The following is a 20,343-nucleotide window of genomic DNA, read 5'->3' on the forward strand; positions in this document are numbered from 1 at the left end:
TTATTAGGCCTCAGAAAGTTCTTGTGCAATTTGCGGGTAACGCTCTTGCAACATATCAATAAATTTTTGCTGGATTTCCTTTAAACGCAAAGGACTATCAGCGTCAAATCTTACGGTAAAATACTCACCCGTATTTGATGCTCGAATAATGCCAAAACCATCATCAAAATCAAGACGTACGCCATCAATTTTACTAATATGAGCGCCTAAACGATGGCTCAAAATTTCAATGTCTTGTAGTACATGCTTAGGATCTGATTGGTGAGTACTGATATAGGTATCTTCGGTACAGCATCTTTCAGGATAAATAGAAAATAAATCCGAAACTGTTGCCGCATTAGACTCGGTGAAATATTCCATTACACGCAGTGCCGCATATATACCATCGTCATACCCAAAACCACGTCCGTCATTAAACACATAGTGGCCAGCATATTCGCCACCAAAAATGGCTAGGCCTTTGGACTTAGACAAGTATGAACGGAGGAAACTGCTACCCGTACGAATCATTTTCGGTTTACCACCGAGTCGCTCTACGGTTCTTTGAACCATAAGCGAACATTTCACATCAAATACAATTTCTTTATCGGGCTGCTGTTCCAGACACATTTGCGCAAATAGCGACAGTAACCGATCAGCTGTAAGTATGTTGGCTTTTTCATCGAGTAATACGACGCGGTCACCATCACCATCAAGCGCAATACCAATATCTGCACTTTGTTCAACAATTGTTTTACGCAACTCTTTCAAATGTGCAGCATGTGAAGGGTCTGGCGCATGATCAGGGAATTCACCATTTGGCGCCGTACGTAAGGCAATAACCTCACAGCCCATCTTTTCGAGTACCAGTTTCGCACAGTGCCCTGCCGAACCATGTAAACCATCCAGCACTACTTTTAATGGACGTTTGAGTTGAATGTCTTCAAAGATGGCTTGCTGATATTTTTTGCAAAATTCTGATTTAAATTGAGGGGTTGATAATTCTAATAATGAAATCGGATGAGTAGGAACATAAGTTTGCGCGAACTCACCGACTTGCTGAATCATTTCTGGAGATGGAGGTTCGCTTCTTAAAATCCACTTAATACCATTATCTGATTTTGGATTATGGCTAGCTGTCACCATAATTCCATTACCGCCAAACTCACGTGCAATGTAATACATCATCGGAGTTGAGCAGCAACCAATGTTTGTAACTTTGAGGCCCTGCTCTACTAATATCTCTTCAATTAAATGCGCATAAGCTGGGCTTGTGAGACGGGCATCATAACCAATGACCAGTTGAGTTTGTTCTGCTTGTTTATATTGTTGTGCCAATCCATAGGCAATTGAACGGACGACATCCGTAGTTAAATAAGAAAGTTTGCCTCTAATATCGTAAGCACGGAAAATATTTTTTGGGAATGAGTGTCTTACATTCATAGCGTATCTTCTATTTAAAGATCAATCTGATCTATCGCAAAAATATAGAGTATTCAAAAAGGTATTTGCTAAAAAAGTTAAAAGAGTATGAGTAAAGCGTGTTGTAATATAATTCATTGTAACATTCAAGGTATAAAAAGAAACACCTGTAAAACAGGCGTTTCTTTTCATTATTTTTTATAAGTTAATTATTGTTTACCAGTGTGACCAAAGCCACCAGCACCGCGTAAAGTTTCTTCAAATTCCTCTACTTGTTCAAACTCAGCCTGAACAACTGGGACTAAAACATATTGTGCTAAACGTTCACCTGGTTCTAAACGGAAAGTGGTTTGACCACGGTTCCAAACTGAAACCATCAATTCGCCTTGATAGTCTGAGTCAATTAATCCGACCAAGTTACCAAGAACAATGCCGTGTTTATGGCCTAAACCTGAACGCGGTAAAATTAAACCAGCAAAATTCACATCATGAATATAAATTGCCATACCTGTTTTAACTAATACAGTTTGGCCTGGTTCAATATCAATTGCTTCATCTAAACAGGCACGTAAATCTAAACCTGCTGATCCTGCTGTTGCATACGAAGGTAAAGGCCATTCTTTACCTAAACGTGGATCGAGCAATTTAACTTGAACTTTCATGGGATTTCCTAAAAATTAAAAAAAATTAACGCTTTAATAAAGCTTTTAAATTTGCCAAATATTGTTGAGCCTGTTCTTTAGGGTCAACATTTGCTGCAATTTTCTTTTTACGCCCTAACCATTCGAGCTCGTCTTGTGGAAGCTCATCAAGGAAACGGCTTGGGGTCATTTGTTTCATTTGACCACCATTTTTACGCTGTTCTGCCAAAGTTAAAGTTAAGCCTTGACGCGCACGGGTAATTCCCACGTACATAAGACGGCGTTCTTCTTCAATGGTTTCAGCTGCAATCGAGTTCTTATGCGGTAAAAGCTCTTCTTCAAGTCCCATAATATACACAAATGGGAACTCCAAACCTTTTGCTGCATGCAAAGTAAGTAGGTTTACTTTGTCAGTGTCCTCTTCTTCTTGCTGTTGTTCTAACAAATCGAGCAAGACCAGTTTTCGAATAACGCTTTCAATGTTCTTTTCATCAACATCTTCTGCACGATTAATCAGATTTTGAATACTGGTAAATAAATTCTCGATGTTATCAAGCTTACTTTTCTCTTGAGCAGGTGTTGCAGACTGCTCGCGAATATAGTCGATATAACCTGCCTCATTCATCATTTGACGAACTTTAGGTACAGGCTCATCGTCTTCTAACAACTCACGAGTAAACGTTGCGATAAAGTCAGCAAACTCATGTAATTGAGTTTCTGCCTTTTTAGGAAGCACCATACTTAAACGCTGGTCGGAAGAGGCACCAAGTAAAGACAAATTATTTTCTTGCGCAAATAATCCTAGCTTCTCAAGAGTAACTGGGCCAATCGCACGTTTAGGGGTATTAATAATACGTAAGAAAGCACTGTCATCTTCAGGGTTAATAATAAGACGCAAGTAGCTCATTACGTCTTTAATTTCTGCACGAGCAAAGAATGATGTACCACCAGAGAGCTTATACGGAATCTGCATTTGGCGAAGCTGGGTTTCTAATACACGCGCCTGAAAGTTTCCACGGTATAACACAGCGTAATCTTTCCAGTTCTTACCATTCATCAGTTTATGAGTCAGCAAGTCTTTAACTACGCGTTCAGCTTCATCGTCATCATTACGACAAGTAATAATTCTAATGACCTCGCCATGGCCTTTATCACTCCACAATTTCTTATCAAAAATATGCGGGTTATTTTGAATCACACAGTTTGCAGCTTTCAAAATACGGCTGGTCGAACGGTAATTTTGCTCAAGCTTAATAATATGTAAATTTGGAAAATCCTGTTTAAGCAAAGCCATGTTTTCAGGCTTCGCCCCTCGCCATGCATAAATCGACTGGTCATCATCACCAACGGCAGTAAACTGCCCCATTACACCAACCAATAGTTTCACTAAAATATATTGTGCAGTGTTGGTATCTTGATATTCATCGACCAATAAATAACGAACACGGTTTTGCCATTTATCACGTACCTCTGCATTTTCTTGCAGTAATCGTGTTGGCATAACAATTAGATCATCAAAGTCGACTGCATTGTAGGCACGTAAATTACGCTCATAAAGTTGGTAAAGATGGGCAAATTGAACATCTTCGGGTGTTTCACACGTCGAATGTGCTTGTTCTGGCAAAATCAGATCATTTTTCCAATCTGAGATTTTCTTCATTGCCTTGGCAATTAACTCTTTACTCTCTGCACCTGATAAATTATCGCGATGCATCAGATCCATCAAAATACGTTTACAGTCATCTGCATCCAAAATCGAAAAATTGGCTTTTAAAGGTAAATTTTTAAGTTCTAAACGTAAAAGATTTAAACCAAAAGTATGGAAAGTCGAGACTGATAAACCTTTTGCTTCTTCGCGTGATAAAAGCTTGGTTACACGCTCTTTCATTTCACGTGCAGCTTTATTGGTAAAGGTCATCGCTGTAATACGATGCGCTGGAATACGGCAATGTTGCACCAAATAGGCAATTTTACGAGTAATTACCGATGTTTTACCTGAACCAGCACCAGCAAGCACCAATAAAGGGCCTTGAGTATATTTCATGGCTTCTTCTTGCTTGTCGTTCAATTGACTGGCAGATGACATCGTGTATTACCTCTTAATTTTTCGAGCATGATTATAGTCATCTCTTTTTTAGAATCCCAATAGTAAATCTACGGATATGTATAAATGATGTCTAATAATGCAATTTATGCGCCGCAGAATGTCGTGATTATTTATTGTACTGCACCCATAAAAAAACCACCCGAAGGTGGTTTTTGAAACAATAAATTAAATCTTATTGTTTAGCATAAATGCTGATTTCTACACGGCGGTTTTGTTCACGACCAGAAGCAGTTGAGTTGTCTGCGATTGGGTTAGAAGAACCATAACCTTGTGCATCGATACGGCTTGAAGAAACGCCTTTACCAGCTAAATAGATTTTAACTGATTGAGCACGTGCTTGAGATAATGGAATGTTGATAGAGTCATTACCAGTGTTATCTGTGTAACCAGTAACTAAAATCGCACTCTTGTTATCTTCAGCCAATGTTTGCGCTACTTTGTCCAAAGTTGCATAGAAGTTTGGCTTGATGTTTGATTTGTTCGTATCAAAAGTGATGCTACCAGGCATGATCAATTGAACAGAACCATCTGGGTTACGACCTACTTCTACACCAGTACCCGCCATTTGTTCACGTAATTTTTTCTCTTTTTGGTCAAGATATAAACCACCAGCTGCACCAAGAACTGCACCGATTGCCGCAGCACGGTTGTTTTGACGGCTAGAGTTTGCACTTGATTTAGAAATACCATAACCTGCTGCTGCGCCGATTAATGTACCTAATGCGGCTTTATCGTATTCAATTCCACCAAGGTTGTTACCTGTTGTCTGACAACCAGAAAGTACTACTGCTGCCCCTACGACTGTTGAAATAACTAATGCACGCATTGCATGCCTCCTCACTTTGTGTGTTTTGTTGTCTGGATGAATAATGAAACAAAAAGGAAGTATAAAACATTGATATTTTGTTAATAATAAACAGTTTAGTTAGTTTTTTGTAATATTTTGATGCACTTTAAGACGTGCACTCATCACAATTTCTTCATTGTTGTCTAAGATACCGTTGTATTTCATTTCATGATAGTTATAGTTGAACAACTTTCTATGGATTTTGGATATTCGGGGCCATTTATATGTCAACTGCACCCAATAAGCAATCTGCGCTAAAAAAAATTACACGTGGACTCACTGTCGGTACAGTCATTACAGGTAGCACCTTTTTTCATGGACCACCTGTATTGGCTTTGGGTTTAACCAAGTTATTTAAAAAATCATCCAAAGTAGATGAAACCAACATTCAAATTACAAATAGCTGGCTCAGTGTCAACAATTGGCTCATTGACCATGTTCTACCTAATTTAAAATGGGACATTATGATCGACGAAGGTCTTGATTTAAGTATGCAAGGCCGTTACTTAATGACTTGTAACCATCAAAGTTGGGTTGATACGACTGTAAACCAGTATTTCGGCTTAACCCGTATGCCACTTACCCGTTTTTTTACCAAGTGGGAACTCATCTTTATTCCATTCGTTGGTCAAGCATTTAAAATTTTAGGCTTCCCAATGATGAAACGTCATACCAAAGAGCAAATCGCGAAAAACCCTGAATTAAAAGACCGCGATATGATGGAAGCACGTAAAGCATGCGAACAGCTCTTAAGCCAACCTTTTACATTATTAAACTATTTGGAAGGTACACGCTTTACTCAGGAAAAACATGATCAACAAAATTCGCCATATAAACACTTACTAAAACCTAAAGCAGGTGGTTTGGCACTGGCTTTAAATATTTTAGGCGACAAAATTGATGCTTTAGTTGATATGACGATTGTTTACCCTGACGGTGTACCAGGTTATGGCGATTTCTGGTTAGGTGATGTTTCACAAATTGCGGTAAATCTTCGTAAAATTGAAATACCAGCTTGGGTACTCGGCGGTAACTACGAAGATGACCCAGTTTACCGTGAGCGTTTTCAACAATGGGTACATGAACTCTGGACTGAAAAAGATCAACTCATCGAACAAATGAAAGCTCGATATACTACTTCAACTCATTAAAAGCATTTATAGCTATGCAAAACAGTTCCAGAAAACAAGCACAATATTACCATATGGACCCAAACAGCATTTCATTTAAGCTGTTTTTGGTTTATGACATCTTTATGGTGTTTATTATTATTTTCAATCTGTTCTGTCTTGCAGCAAATTTCTTTTTAATGAGCAGTATTGGGGCATGGTTTTTCGAACATATTCACTTGCCCCAAGTACTTAGCTTTTATAAAACCTATTTACACCCATGGGTAATTACGACAGAAGCTTGGTTTATTGGCTTTTTAATTACTGAATTTTTTGTCCGTTGGGGCATTTCTATTGTTTATAAACACCATAAACGTTGGTTCTTCTTTCCATTTATTCACTGGTATGAAATTTTAGCCATCATACCGCAATTGCGTTTTTTACGTTTGTTTCGTGCCGGCATTATTGCCTATCGCTTATATGAATTAGGCTATCCGGTTATTCCTGAAAGCTGGAGAAAAAACGGTTTATTTTATTATCGTGTCGTTATGGAAGAGCTATCTGATCGCGTGGTTATTACGGTTATTGATGGTATTCGTAATGAGCTTCAAACAAGCTCAACACATAAGCAAATTATTCATGAGCTGGTTAACCATCATCGTGAACAATTTACGGTTACCCTGACCTCCATATTACAAGAATCCTTAGCTACAGCATTAAAAGAACAAAAGCCCGCAATTACAAAAGGTGTTGGACAAATTGTTGATCAAGCCATAGAAGATACGCCAGAATTAACCCAATTATTACGCTTAATTCCTTTAGTCGGAGGCCGTATTGAACAGCAAATACAAAGTATTGGTCAAAGACTTGGGGAAAATATCAGTGCCGGTTTAATAGAACCTTTAATTGAAGGGTCAAAAGAACAGCCCAATGCAACTTATCAATTAATTTCAGAAAAAATAAGTAACGTGAATATTAATAACCGTGAGCTTGAGCAACTTGTAGAGTCTGTAGTATTTGAAAGTCTCGAAGCAATTCGCAAACAAGTTAAAGTCAAACAGTGGCAACAAACCCTTGCGGAGCATGATCGAATCAAAGAATAAGCATTTACTTAATTTTTTATGAAACACGCTAGAGAATTGGCACGATTTGTTCTAGCATTTGCTCTATTTACAATAAACTTAACGATATTACAGCTCGTTTTAACGCCTTGAAGGAAGACTTATGGCTGATATCCGGATTACCGGCAGAATGGTTAACTTTAGCAGGATAACCTTCGATACGAATGATCATGATGTGATCCGCCAGCAATTATCAAATATTCTAAATGAAGGTTCCTATCAGGGAACTGTCGTTATTATAGATAGTACTGTGGAGCAAGAGCTCATTGCTTTAATTCAGTTGTTAGTCAGCTTAGGTTTACAGCCTATGGCGGTTATTGACGGTATTTTAGGTGATGAAGCACGCGCCATTCAGTTCCCTGTATTACCGGCAGACCAGCCATTACAACGCATTAAAGCAACTGCGGAGCAAGTTGCAATTGTAGAGAAAGCTGCCCCTGCACAAGCTTCAACAGAAACAAAAAAACCACTAAATAATAATGCAGTTGCCCATATTACCTCTTATCATGATGAAATTTTGCGTACAGGCCAATCTCTTGTACAAGACCAAGGCGATATTATTTTAAAAGCTGGCATGAATAGTGGATCTGAAGTGATTGCTTCAGGAAATATACATATTTATGGCACGGTTCGTGGTAGAGTCATTGCTGGTGCGGGTGGGCACGCTGCTGCACGCATTTTTTGCCAATCTTTAGAGGCTGAACTCGTTTCCATTGCCGGAACATATTGTGTCGCAGATGATATCCCTAAACATGTGGTAAAAAAGCCAGTACATATTTATTTAAATGAAAAGCAAGAGCTTGAATTTGAAGCTCTAGAACTTTAGTTTATTAAGCAAATCACCAAAAAACAGCCCTTTTAAGGGTGTATGTATGACCATAATAGGAGTGGATTCGGTGGCCAAAATTGTTGTCGTAACATCAGGCAAAGGTGGTGTAGGTAAAACTACAACGAGTGCATCTTTTGCAACAGGTTTAGCCCTTCGTGGTCATAAAACTGTTGTGATTGACTTTGATGTAGGCTTACGTAACCTTGATTTAATTATGGGGTGTGAGCGTCGTGTTGTTTATGATTTCGTCAATGTAATTAATAATGAAGCACGTCTGCAACAAGCCCTTATTCGCGATAAAGATATCGAAAACCTTTACATTTTGCCGGCTTCACAAACCCGTGATAAAGATGCTTTGAGCGACGAAGGTGTTGCTCGTGTAATTGATGAGCTTTCTCAAGAATTTGATTACATTATTTGTGACTCACCTGCGGGGATCGAGCGTGGTGCGATTTTAGCAATGTACCATGCAGATGAAGCCATCATTGTGACAAACCCTGAAATTTCTTCAGTACGTGACTCTGACCGCATCATCGGAATGTTAGACAGCAAAACTAAAAAAGTTGAACACAACGAAGGACGTATACGTAAGCATTTATGTATTACACGTTTTAACCCTGAACGTGCTGACCGTCAGGAAATGCTGACGATTGATGATATTTCTAAAGATATTTTACGCGTACCGACATTAGGTGTTATTCCTGAATGTCCAAGTGTATTACAAGCATCAAACGAAGGTAAACCAGTTATTCTGTACTCAGAAACTAAAGCTGGCCAAGCGTATGATGACTTGGTTGCTCGCTTTCTTGGCGAAGACCGCCCTTATCGACACATCACAGCTCAACCTAAAGGCTGGTTAGCACGACTATTTGGAGCGTAGATATGGCAGGATTCTGGAGTAAATTATTTAGCAGTGAAGAAAAACCATCAAGTGCTCAAACTGCCAAAGATCGTTTAAAAGTTATTGTTGCATCAGAACAAGGTTTAGGCCGTCGTTTAAGCCAAGACAAGATTGACCAAATGAAGAAAGAAATCATGCAGGTGGTCAGTCGTTATGTAAGTGGTGTAGGCGAACAGCATATCCAAATGCAAGTTCGTTCTGAAGCAAATATCGAAATGTTAGAAATGAATATCAATTTACCTGAAGAACGATAATTCTATTTCTGACTATTCAATAAATCAGAATCAAGGCAAAATAACGCAAGTTATTTTGCCTTTTTTAAAATGAGGAGATTGTCATGGCATTATCACAGCCAGCAACTTTCAATGAAGAATGGTCCGATGAGCGTGTTTTTGCCTACCTCAACCAACTTCCTCCAAATGGTGTGAACGCAGACTTTCATGTGCTCTACCATGCTTTCAAACATATGCGCCCAAATGACTATGAACGTCTTTTGACTAAATTCGTTGCAGATGGGCGAGATATCAATGCAACAAATCCTGAAGGCGAACACATTCATGACGTGATTGCTAAATTTCCGCGTCAATCAGCGCCGTTTTTAGAAGTTTTAGCAAAATTTGCTTAAGCTTAAGAATAAAAAAAGCCTCTTTAAGAGGCTTTTTTTATTGTCTAGATTTACCGGTTTCCAATCAAGAAAATACCAAACACGGTGAAAATACCACCTGAAATCCCATCAATCCATTTTGAAAAATTACGGTAAGCCACTCTGAAACTCGGTAATGAGAAAATAAAAGTCACAAAGCAGAACCATAAAATCGTTTCAACCGACACAATAATAAAAAGCAACCAATGAACTTGATCAAGCTGAGGGTTAGCTAAAAATAAAGAGAATACACTACCAAAATAAATCACGGCTTTAGGATTCGATAAATTGGTGAGTAATCCCTTCATAAAAAATAAGTAAGGTGCTTTAGGCAACTCAACAGCTGTAACCTCTTGCTGCTGATCTTTTGAAAATGCTGAACGCAACATTTGATAGCCTAACCAACATAGGTACAAACCACCTGCGATGAGTAACCCTTGCTTTAACCAAGCCATTTTCTCAAAAATAATATTTAAGCCCATCAATGCTAAAGAAGCCCAAAACATAACACCTGCTGTTATTCCTGCCACAACCAACATGGCTTCTTTACGAGAGCGGCTCACTGCGGTCTGTGATACCAGAAAAAAATCAGGCCCTGGAGTAATAAGCGCACAAAAATGAATAAAAGCTAACGTAATTAACGCGACTAACATGTTGTCCTCCTGATTTGTTTCATTGTTTTTTATTTAGAAGCACACATTAGCATTTTTTACTATTTGATAAAATCTCAAACTACAACTGAATAATGATTATTTTTAACCATAAAAAAGCCTCCGAAGAGGCTTAATTTTAAATGTAGATATTAAACTAAAATATCTCGCTTACCATTGGCGCCCATAGCACTCACAATACCGTTCTCTTCCATTTGGTCGATAATACGGGCAGCACGGTTATAACCTAAGCTAAACTTACGCTGTAATGATGATGTAGATGCCTTACGAGTTTCTAGGACAAACGATACACATTGATCATAAAGAGCATCACGGTCTGAAGCACCATCACCCTCTTCAAAGCCACGCGAAGCTGGCTCTTCATCAAATGGTGTTAAGATCTCATCTACGTAGTCTGGTTCACCACGTTCACGCCATGCATCACAGATTCGGTTAACTTCATCATCACTAATAAATGCACCATGTACACGTTCTGGCTCAATCTTACCTGGCCCTAAGAACAGCATATCACCATGACCTAACAAGTCTTCTGCACCACCTGCATCCAAAATAGTACGTGAGTCAATTTTACTGTTTACACGTAAAGCTACACGCGTTGGAATATTGGCTTTAATAAGACCCGTAATAACATCTACCGATGGACGCTGAGTTGCAAGTAACAGGTGAATACCAGCAGCACGAGATTTTTGCGCCAAACGCGTAATCATTTCTTCTGCTTTCTTACCTACCTGCATGATCATGTCGGCGAACTCATCTGCCACAATCACAATTGATGGTAATGGCGTTAAACGAGGTGCACGCTCTTGTGTCGCTGAATCACTTGGTTTCCATGTTGGATCAATCAAGTCTTCTCCATTCGCAATTGCTTCTTCAACTTTTCGGTTGTAGTCACTTAACTTACGAATTTTAAGGAACGACATAAGCTTATAACGGCGTTCCATTTCATTTACACACCAGTTTAATGCACTAACTGCATCTTTCATGTCAGTGACTACAGGCGTTAATAAATGCGGAATATCGTTATAGTTAGCCAATTCAAGCTGTTTCGGGTCAATTAAAATTAAACGTAATTGATCTGGCGTATATTTAAGTAACATCGACAAAATCATCGAGTTAACGGCAACAGATTTACCCGAGCCAGTTGTACCCGCAACTAACATATGCGGTGCTTTTGCCAAGTCTGTTAGTACCGGATTACCCGAAATATCTTTACCCATTGCCATACTAATCAGAGCACTTGGGTCACGATATGCTGGTGTTTCCAACAGCTCAATTAAACGTACCATTTCACGGGCACTATTTGGTACTTCAATACCAATATATGGTTTACCCGGAATAACCTCTACAACACGTACTGATGCCATAGACATGGAGCGCGCCAAGTCACGGGAAATATTAGTCACTTTAGATGCTTTCACACCCGGTGCTAAATCTAATTCAAAACGTGTAACAACTGGACCCGGCTGAGCTTCAACAACCTGCGCCTTCACATTAAATTCTTGTAATTTAATCTCAAGCAATTCAGACAAACGCGAAAGCTGCTCTTCGGTAAAGTTAACTTTCTTATTTGGGTCAACCTTATCAAGTAATTCAAAACCCGGTAATGTTGGTAAATCTAAACGCTTTTTGGCTACCTGCATTGCACGCGACATTGGTCGACCTGATGCATCTGTTAATGGCGCATCAAAATCGAATTCATCATCAAGATTGTCTTCTGGCTTTCCAGCAGTTTCCTGCCAAGCTTCAATAAACTCTTCTTTTGAAAGCTTCTCTGCACCAATCGTAGTTTGAATAGGAGCTTTTACAAATGCAGAAGATTGCGCATAGCTACTTGCTTTGACCGATTGAGGTGCTGGGGCAATATCTTCATCAATTAATAAGTCATCAAAATCATCAAATACTTGTTCATTTGATAAGTTTTTAGGTGACTGATTTAAATTTGATACAGGTACAGATGTTTCAACTGATGGATGAGGTGTTTGCGGTGCTACCGCTGGTTCAACATGATGATCTTGAACGAACGGCGTATGTACATCAGTAGCAGTTTTACTATTTGGAACTGCTGCAAGCAATTCATCAAAAATCTCATCATCATTCCAATCTAGGCCTTGATGAATATTCGATGCTTGAGGTTGTGCTTGTTTAGCCTGATAAGCCGTTTCTTGGAATTGCTCATGACTTGGATGTTCATTTGAATCATCAGCAGCTCTTAACAGTGCATCAATTTCTTGCTTATGACTTGCATCATCGCGCTGTAGGGCACGCCAAACCTCACCTGTCGCTACTAAACGCTCACTGTCTTTTTTAAGCTGTTGAGCTTGTTCAAGCGTACGCTCAAAGTTTTCTGGCTGAGGAGCTGGTTTTTCTTCAACAGTTTCAGGCTGACTTTGCTCTTTCGCTAACACATCGGCAAATAAACGCTCCGCCATTTCATCGTGTCGTGTAGAGCTAGCTTTGGCTTGAGTTTTTTCTGGCTGAATATTTAGCTCTGCTTCATCATTAACTTCAGCTTTAGGCATCTCGGCAACTTTTACCGTTGCTGTTTTATTTGCAGGCTGTGTAGTTAAATCATAAGCAGATTCATTTGGCGATACATTCTTATAGAATAAATCTTGTAAATAACTCGGCATTGCTTTGAGCGTAACCCATGTTTTGCTCCACTGCACCCCAAATGCCAAAGTGAACAATACCACTCCGAAAACCAATAAAAATAAGGTCGCACCATAAATTGTCAACAGTTGAGATAAGCTCTGCCCTAATTCATAACCAATAATCCCACCTGCCGCATTATCTAAAGTATCTGCAGGTACATTCCAGTGTAAGTAAAGCAAACTAGACACAACAAGAATTAAGAAGAACTGAGCAGCATAACGGAATGGACGGTTTAGAAAACTATGCGGCCACCAGACTTGAATAGCTTCAACAAATAAGAAAATTGGAATAAGTAAACTTGCCCAACCTAAAAAGCCAAACAGCAAATCTGCAATCCATGCACCGGCAATACCACTTGCATTGGATACTTGCTGAGTATCACTTGAAATATGCATCCAGCCCGGATCAAATGGCGTATACGTTACTGTCGCCAGAAACATATAAATACCAAAAGAGACCAAGAATAATGTCATCAATAAGCGCTGTGCATAAACACTTGACACCGCAGTCATATACTGTCCTGTAACCCATTTAATTATTGGTTTAGAGATGTGAAGACCTACATTTCAGATCTTCAACGAATGAACTTTATATTATGCACCTGTTCTTACAAAAAAGGTGCATGATTCTTTACAGTTGTTGTTAACATAAGGCTCTTCTATATTGTTATATAACTTAATTCGATTGTCCTGATCAATATTATCCACATTGATTTCACGCTATTGGTCGGCAATTTCACGTATAATTTTCAAAATTCTCGAAATAAATAAGGATACCCTCAATGAGTGCTCGTCATTCTCGGTTAATTATTCTCGGTTCTGGTCCTGCGGGTTATAGTGCAGCTGTATATGCAGCACGTGCAAATCTTAAACCAACACTTATTGCTGGTTTACAACTTGGCGGCCAACTTACAACGACAACCGAAGTTGACAACTGGCCGGGCGATCCTGAAGGTTTGACTGGTCCTGCTTTAATGGACCGTATGCAAGCACATGCTGAACGCTTCGGTACTGAACTCGTCTATGACCATATTAATGAAGTGGACTTAAATGTACGTCCTTTTGTTCTTAAAGGTGATATGGATGAGTACACTTGTGATGCATTAATTATTGCAACTGGTGCGACAGCTCAATATCTTGGTTTAGAGTCTGAACAAAAGTTTATGGGCCAAGGCGTGAGCGCATGTGCAACATGTGATGGCTTCTTCTATAAAAACCAAAAAGTAATGGTTGTAGGTGGTGGTAACACCGCTGTTGAAGAAGCGCTTTATTTATCAAATATTGCTGAACATGTAACACTGGTTCATCGCCGCGATTCTTTACGCTCTGAGAAGATTTTACAAGATCACTTATTTGCTAAAGAAAAAGAAGGCAAGATCAGTATTATTTGGAATCATGAAGTTGAAGAAGTCCTTGGTGACAATACTGGCGTAACAGGTGTTCGCTTAAAATCTACAAAAGATGAAAGCAAACAAGATGTACAAGTTCAAGGCTTATTTGTTGCCATTGGTCATAAGCCAAACACTGGAATGTTTGAAGGCCAGTTAAACTTACGTGATGGCTATATTCAAGTACAAAGCGGTACTTCAGGTAATGCAACAGCAACTTCTGTAGCAGGTGTTTTCGCTGCGGGTGATGTTGCTGACAGTATCTACCGTCAAGCCATTACTTCAGCTGGTTCAGGCTGTATGGCAGCATTAGATGCAGAAAAATATCTAGATAATCTTTAAGTTTAGATATTTCAAACAGCCGTTATAAAACGGCTGTTTTTTTATCATTTATAATAATTGCTGGCTGCCTCAAATTAATTTTTATAGCATAACCCTTAAGCACACATTATTTTAGTTTTATGAACATACTACCTCTATCTCAATATATTTTTCCAGATCCAGAGGAAGCCGATCCAGATGGTCATGGTCTAATTTGCATTGGTGCTGACCTCTCCCCTTCTACCCTCTATGAAGCATATACTCACGGACTTTTTCCTTGGTTTAATGAAGATGAACCTATTTGTTGGTGGAGTCCTGAACCACGCTGTGTAATTTACCCTCAAAACTATAAGCCAAGTAAATCGCTCATTCGGAACATGAAAAAGCACGATTACACCATTACGGTAAACCGTGCTTTTGAACAAGTCATTCGTTCATGTTCACTACCTAGAAGTTATGCTAACGAAACTTGGATTAGCGAAGATATTATTCAAGGTTACTGCGCGTTGTTTAATTCAGGTTATGGCTACAGCATAGAAGTTTGGCAAGACAAACAGCTGGTAGGCGGTTTATATGGAGTTACGATTGGTAAGGGTTGTTTTGGCGAGTCTATGTTTAGTACTCAAACCGATGTTTCTAAAATGGCTTTTTATACTTTAATGTTAATCGGTCAAGAAAATCAGCTTCCTTGGGTCGACTGCCAACTGGTAAATAGTCACTTAATTAGCTTGGGGGCTTGTACACTTTCTCGGCAGGAATATCTTAAATCGTTACAAGATGTAATTATTCACCCCTCTATCAATTGGAAAAAGTATCAAGAACGTGTATTTTCAAGTAAAACAATAGTATTAAATGCAAAATTAATGGAATGATAACAGGAGGGACCAATCATGAAATCATATCACCCGAAGTCCCTTTTAAATGATCTGCAGTACTATATTACTCCACCTCACGATTGCAGCTATTTAGAAAATAAGTCAGCACGTATGGTCTTTTTAGACCCGATTCATCGCATTGATGTGGTGACTCTTTCAGAGTTATCGCGATTAGGTTTTCGTCGTAGTGGTGACTTTGTATATCGTCCTGAATGTCATTTATGCAGACAATGTTTGTCTTGTCGTGTACCAGTTGCCGACTTCCAAATGAACAGTATGCAAAAAAAAGCATGGAAGCGGAATCAAGACCTTACCATGACTGTTCTGCCAACACGGCAAGCTGCACAAATTCATTATGATCTATATGAACGTTACATTAACGAGCGCCATGCCGATGGTGATATGTTTCCGCCAAGTTTAGATCAATTTGAAAAATTCCTAGTTCATAGTTGTACAGATAGTTTCTTCTTAGAGCTATGGAAAGATAACCGTCTAATTAGCGTTTCTACATGTGATTTAATGGATGATGGATTATCTGCGGTCTATACATTTTTCGACCCAGACGAGCACCGCAGATCTTTAGGTGTTTATTCAATTTTGAATCAGATCGAATATGTAAAATCACTTGGTTTAGAATATCTTTACTTAGGCTATTGGGTACCCCACTCAGCCAAAATGAATTATAAATCTCAATATACTCCACTAGAACTTTTATTAGATGGGCAATGGCGCCGCTTAAATAGATCATTATCGCCAGAGGAGATTAATCAGTTAGGTAACTCTCTCATGACAACGTTACCTTCTGAATGGAATAATTTAATTATTAAATAATGTGATTTTGTCTTGTTGTTAAAACAACAAGACAGCTATTTTAGAATAAAGACGCAAAATCGTCGGTACAGCTTTTTACCATAATAACGGCATTTTCACGCCCACCCTCTTGAGTTGGGTAATAATTGCGACGCACATCAATTTGATGAAAACCTGTTTTTTCGTATAAACCAATGGCTGCTTTATTACTTTCACGAACCTCTAGAAAAATTTGTACAGGTTGATTTTCTAACCGCTCAATCGAGGTTTCCAACAATTGATATCCTAAACCTTTACCTTGCATTTGAGGATCAATTGCCATAAGCAATAAGTTCGCTTCATCTAACACAGGTTGTAAAATACAAAAACCGACGACCTTATTATTTAACTCAATTACCGTACACTGATAAGAGTTCACAGATTCTAGAAATTGCTGCCTAGACCATGGGTGTGTTTGAACAAGCTTCTCAATTTGGGCAACACTATCAATATCGGAGGCTTGCATAGTACGGATCATGAGTTTCAGCACATTTTTAGATTTCAAAGTAAACGTATTATAGAAACTTAAATAGAAAAAACGAGTAAAAAAAAGAGCAATTAAATTGCTCTTTTTCCGGACAGTTTTTTAAAGCCCTAACTTTTCACGCCAAGTGGCCAATAAAGCTGTCGTATCTGAATCATTTGGATAGAATTTTGGTCTTAAGAAATCAAGTAACTCAGGAATTTGACGGGTCATAAAACCTTTACGACCGTACATAAACTTGAGCATGTACTTCGTATCTTTCCAAGTTAGTTTGTCATCAGTCTTAAGTAACTTAACAGTAAAATAAGATTGTGTTGCGAAGATTAATGCCATCGCAATAATTAAAGCGGTTGAGCGCATAAAATAAGCTTTTGGCCCTTGCCCATACATACTTGTATACACATCAAACGCAACAGCTTTATGTTCATTTTCTTCTACTGCGTGCCACATCCATAAGTGATACATGGTGTCATCTTGGAACATGGCCTGAATTTCAGGATTTTGTAAAAGTTCAGCGGCAATCGTCGATGTAAAATGTTCTAAAGCACAAGTACCTGTCAAATCAATCATTTCTTTAGTATAGCCAAAAGGTTTCATTAACTTGGTTACAACTGCTGTACCCATTTTAATAACTGTACCTGTTTGCTTTTCCATTTTGCGAACATCATACCCATACGCTTGCGCAGAAGCGTTAAATGCTAAATGTTCTTTAGAATGCATAGCTTCTTGACCAATAAAAGCACTTATTTCTTTTTGAAGAGCCGGGTCAGCAAGCTTTGGATCATTTCGTACTGCACGTGTACTATTTACAAAGAACTGCTCGCCTTCAGGAAAAAGAGCCGATAATGCTGTCATAAAGTGAGTTAATCCTGCATCGTAATTTGCCCAATAACGTGGGACTTGAGCAAATTCAAAGTCCATACGACGTACAGGGAAACTTGCTCCAGCACGATTAGAAATATTTACTTTAGCATTCATGTCAGACTCCTTTAAGTGAACCATCAATTCACTTATATCCTTATTTATTTTCTTAATATTTATAATAATACGCCTTTGAAAGCGCTATTTAAGTGCAGATGAGGACAGCAAATTATCAGATGAGGTCATCACTAGCCCCTTTCTGGAGCAAAATGAACATATATCAATTTTAAAAATGAGCAGTGGTTTCAAGACAATAAAAAAGGACTGCTAACAGTCCTTTTCACTTTATTTTTAATTTAAAGTCCAAGTTTGGCTTTCCATGATTTTAATAGGCTAACTGTATCTAAATCATTAGGATGAAAGCCTGGTTTAAAATAAGCCAACATCTCTTTAGCCATACCCGTAATAATGCCTTTCGACGGGCTATAACCATATTTATAAATCACAGACAATTCATCTAAGTTTAATTTTTTATCTTCTCTTAAAAGACGGAGTACAAATGAAGATTGAATTGCGAAAATAAGCGCCATCGCAAATACAAGTGAACTTGTACGTAATGCATAAGCTTTAACACCTTTGCCAAATACGCCTTCGTATACATCAAAAGCTACGGCTTTATGTTCATTTTCTTCTATTGCATGCCAATACCACATAGTTGACATTGTTTTGTCTGTCATAAGCTCTTGAATATGAGTATTAACTAAAAGCTGAGATGCAATCGTTGCAGTAAAATGCTCAAGAGCCGTAGTCGCAGTTAAATCTACCATTTCTTGCGTCATACCAAATGGTTTTACGATCTTTGCAAAAGTTTTACGGGCAGTCTGAATAGCTGTATCAGTAAATTTTTCCAACGACTCTACATCATGACCGAACTTTTGTGCAGATGCATTAAAGTTCACATGTTCTTGAGTATGCATAGCCTCTTGACCAATGAAAGCACTAATTTCTTTTTGTAGCTCTTCATTGTTTTTAATCGCTGGGTGATAACGCACCGCACGTACACTATCAATAAAGAACTTTTCACCAGCAGGAAATAGTGCTGATAATGCTGTCATAAAATGTGTAAGGCCAGCAGAACCATTCATCCAGTATTCTGGTACATCATTAAAGTCAAAGTTCATACGACGTACAGGAAAGCTTGCTCCGGCACGATTCGTAATATTTACTTTAGCGTTCATAGTGAAAGCTCCTTGCTAGTAACCGTAGTTACTTAAACTTTATTGTTCGTTTTCTTGATTCTTATCATACAAAGTTAATAAAAAGGCTTAAGTGCAAATAGGGACATTGAAGTATCAGTTAAGGCCAGCTTTCTATTGAATTGTCGAACAATTAAACATAAAAAAAGCGCCCCAAAAGGAGCGCTTTTTTCACTGAAAAGTGATTATGCAGTTACTTTCGCAACAACACCAGCACCTACAGTACGACCACCTTCACGGATCGCAAAACGTAGACCTGGGTCCATTGCGATTGGGTGGATTAATTCTACTGACATTTCAACGTTGTCACCTGGCATTACCATTTCAACGCCTTCTTTCAACTGGATCGCACCAGTTACGTCAGTTGTACGGAAGTAGAACTGTGGACGGTAACCATTTAAGAATGGAGTGTGACGACCACCTTCTTCTTTAGAAAGTACGTATACTTCTGCGTCGAATTTAGTGTGCGGCTTGATTGTACCTGGTTTAGCAAGTACTTGACCACGTTGTACGTCTTCACGCTTAGTACCACGAAGTAATACACCACAGTTCTCGCCTGCACGGCCTTCGTCAAGAAGTTTACGGAACATTTCTACGCCAGTTACAGTTGTTTTAACTGTATCTTTAATACCAACGATCTCTACTTCTTCACCAACTTTAACGATACCAGATTCTACACGGCCTGTTACTACTGTACCACGACCAGAAATTGAGAATACGTCTTCGATTGGCATTAAGAATGCTTTGTCGATAGCACGTTCTGGTTCTGGGATGTAAGAGTCAAGAGCTGCTACAAGAGCAAGAACTGATTCTTCACCGTAAGGACCTGCTTCACCGTTAAGAGCAGCAAGAGCTGAACCACGGATTACTGGAGTGTCATCACCTGGGAAGTCGTAAGTAGAAAGAAGTTCACGAACTTCCATTTCTACTAATTCAAGTAATTCTTCGTCGTCAACAAGGTCGCATTTGTTTAAGAATACGATGATGTAAGGTACACCAACCTGACGAGAAAGAAGGATGTGTTCACGAGTTTGTGGCATTGGACCGTCAGTCGCAGCACATACAAGGATCGCGCCGTCCATCTGAGCAGCACCAGTGATCATGTTTTTAACGTAATCGGCGTGGCCCGGGCAGTCAACGTGTGCGTAGTGACGAATTGGAGAATCGTATTCTACGTGTGAAGTATTAATTGTAATACCACGTGCTTTTTCTTCAGGTGCTGAGTCGATTTGCGAGTAATCTTTCGCTTCACCGCCGTAAGTTTTTGCACAAATAGTTGCAATCGCAGCAGTTAAAGTTGTTTTACCATGGTCAACGTGACCGATTGTACCCACGTTTACGTGTGGTTTATTACGTTCAAACTTGGCTTTAGCCATGATGATCTTCCT

At 38.9% G+C, this 20,343-nt stretch carries 19 protein-coding genes; 9 read left to right on the forward strand and 10 right to left on the reverse strand.

All coding sequences use genetic code 11. From position 1 onward, the window contains the following. Positions 1–3: 3 nt before the first annotated feature. The 4 genes from MKL35_RS19280 to MKL35_RS19295 form a co-directional block, all read right to left on the reverse strand. Complete coding sequence (locus MKL35_RS19280; protein ID WP_032010902.1) at positions 4–1,422, reverse strand: phosphomannomutase/phosphoglucomutase; 1,419 nt, start codon at positions 1,420–1,422, stop codon at positions 4–6. Between the two features lie 188 nt (positions 1,423–1,610). Further along, positions 1,611–2,063: a dUTP diphosphatase gene (gene dut, locus MKL35_RS19285; protein ID WP_002121799.1), complete on the reverse strand. Its 453-nt coding sequence runs from the start codon at positions 2,061–2,063 to the stop codon at positions 1,611–1,613. Between the two features lie 25 nt (positions 2,064–2,088). Beyond that, a complete protein-coding gene (locus tag MKL35_RS19290) occupies positions 2,089–4,128 on the reverse strand; it encodes a UvrD-helicase domain-containing protein (RefSeq protein ID WP_002052000.1) in 2,040 nt (679 codons plus the stop codon). A gap of 193 nt (positions 4,129–4,321) precedes the next feature. Then, the gene (locus MKL35_RS19295; RefSeq protein WP_002052040.1) at positions 4,322–4,975 is read right to left on the reverse strand and encodes an OmpA family protein; all 654 of its coding nucleotides are present in this window, start codon (positions 4,973–4,975) and stop codon (positions 4,322–4,324) included. 245 nt (positions 4,976–5,220) lie between these two features. Here MKL35_RS19295 and MKL35_RS19300 point away from each other — a divergent pair, with 245 nt between their 5' ends. From MKL35_RS19300 to MKL35_RS19325, 6 genes are all read left to right on the forward strand, one after another. Continuing rightward, positions 5,221–6,147 (forward strand): acyltransferase, encoded by a 927-nt coding sequence (locus MKL35_RS19300; protein ID WP_032010905.1) that lies wholly within the window; start codon positions 5,221–5,223, stop codon positions 6,145–6,147. A gap of 14 nt (positions 6,148–6,161) precedes the next feature. Next, entirely contained in the window at positions 6,162–7,208 is a 1,047-nt protein-coding gene (locus MKL35_RS19305; protein ID WP_004710238.1) for a hypothetical protein, read from the forward strand. Positions 7,209–7,329: 121 nt separating this feature from the next. After that, complete coding sequence (gene minC / locus MKL35_RS19310; RefSeq protein ID WP_002052013.1) at positions 7,330–8,052, forward strand: septum site-determining protein MinC; 723 nt, start codon at positions 7,330–7,332, stop codon at positions 8,050–8,052. A 70-nt stretch (positions 8,053–8,122) separates the two neighbouring features. Next, positions 8,123–8,935: a septum site-determining protein MinD gene (minD, locus tag MKL35_RS19315; protein ID WP_001074362.1), complete on the forward strand. Its 813-nt coding sequence runs from the start codon at positions 8,123–8,125 to the stop codon at positions 8,933–8,935. 2 nt (positions 8,936–8,937) lie between these two features. Then, the gene (minE, locus tag MKL35_RS19320) at positions 8,938–9,210 is read left to right on the forward strand and encodes a cell division topological specificity factor MinE (RefSeq protein WP_000896934.1); all 273 of its coding nucleotides are present in this window, start codon (positions 8,938–8,940) and stop codon (positions 9,208–9,210) included. Positions 9,211–9,293: 83 nt separating this feature from the next. Further along, positions 9,294–9,581, forward strand: coding sequence for a PA4642 family protein (locus tag MKL35_RS19325; protein WP_001218558.1), 288 nt, complete (start codon positions 9,294–9,296; stop codon positions 9,579–9,581). A gap of 50 nt (positions 9,582–9,631) precedes the next feature. On the opposite strand, the gene rhtC is transcribed toward MKL35_RS19325, so the two are convergent. Beyond that, positions 9,632–10,252 carry a threonine export protein RhtC gene (rhtC, locus tag MKL35_RS19330; RefSeq protein WP_002052086.1) on the reverse strand — a complete coding sequence of 207 codons (621 nt, stop codon included), beginning with the start codon at positions 10,250–10,252 and terminating at the stop codon, positions 9,632–9,634. Between the two features lie 149 nt (positions 10,253–10,401). Then, positions 10,402–13,434, reverse strand: a complete 3,033-nt coding sequence (locus MKL35_RS19335; RefSeq protein WP_032010907.1) for a DNA translocase FtsK — start codon at positions 13,432–13,434, stop codon at positions 10,402–10,404. 269 nt (positions 13,435–13,703) lie between these two features. Between MKL35_RS19335 and trxB the strand changes: the two genes are divergently transcribed. From trxB to MKL35_RS19350, 3 genes are all read left to right on the forward strand, one after another. Continuing rightward, positions 13,704–14,651 (forward strand): thioredoxin-disulfide reductase, encoded by a 948-nt coding sequence (gene trxB, locus MKL35_RS19340; RefSeq protein WP_002052068.1) that lies wholly within the window; start codon positions 13,704–13,706, stop codon positions 14,649–14,651. Positions 14,652–14,770: 119 nt separating this feature from the next. Continuing rightward, entirely contained in the window at positions 14,771–15,502 is a 732-nt protein-coding gene (gene aat, locus MKL35_RS19345; RefSeq protein ID WP_032010909.1) for a leucyl/phenylalanyl-tRNA--protein transferase, read from the forward strand. An 18-nt stretch (positions 15,503–15,520) separates the two neighbouring features. Then, positions 15,521–16,336, forward strand: a complete 816-nt coding sequence (locus tag MKL35_RS19350) for an arginyltransferase (protein ID WP_002052085.1) — start codon at positions 15,521–15,523, stop codon at positions 16,334–16,336. 40 nt (positions 16,337–16,376) lie between these two features. Here MKL35_RS19350 and rimI read toward each other — a convergent pair whose 3' ends face one another. From rimI to tuf, 4 genes are all read right to left on the reverse strand, one after another. Beyond that, positions 16,377–16,832 (reverse strand): ribosomal protein S18-alanine N-acetyltransferase, encoded by a 456-nt coding sequence (gene rimI, locus MKL35_RS19355; RefSeq protein ID WP_002052080.1) that lies wholly within the window; start codon positions 16,830–16,832, stop codon positions 16,377–16,379. A gap of 108 nt (positions 16,833–16,940) precedes the next feature. Further along, positions 16,941–17,816, reverse strand: coding sequence for a metal-dependent hydrolase (locus MKL35_RS19360; protein WP_270914459.1), 876 nt, complete (start codon positions 17,814–17,816; stop codon positions 16,941–16,943). Positions 17,817–18,055: 239 nt separating this feature from the next. After that, entirely contained in the window at positions 18,056–18,937 is an 882-nt protein-coding gene (locus tag MKL35_RS19365) for a metal-dependent hydrolase (protein WP_004710249.1), read from the reverse strand. Between the two features lie 203 nt (positions 18,938–19,140). Next, positions 19,141–20,331, reverse strand: coding sequence for an elongation factor Tu (gene tuf, locus MKL35_RS19370; protein WP_002157016.1), 1,191 nt, complete (start codon positions 20,329–20,331; stop codon positions 19,141–19,143). Positions 20,332–20,343: the final 12 nt, after the last annotated feature.

This window comes from Acinetobacter sp. AOR41_HL (genome assembly GCF_027854645.1).
GTDB classification, from domain to species: Bacteria; Pseudomonadota; Gammaproteobacteria; order Pseudomonadales; family Moraxellaceae; genus Acinetobacter; species Acinetobacter nosocomialis.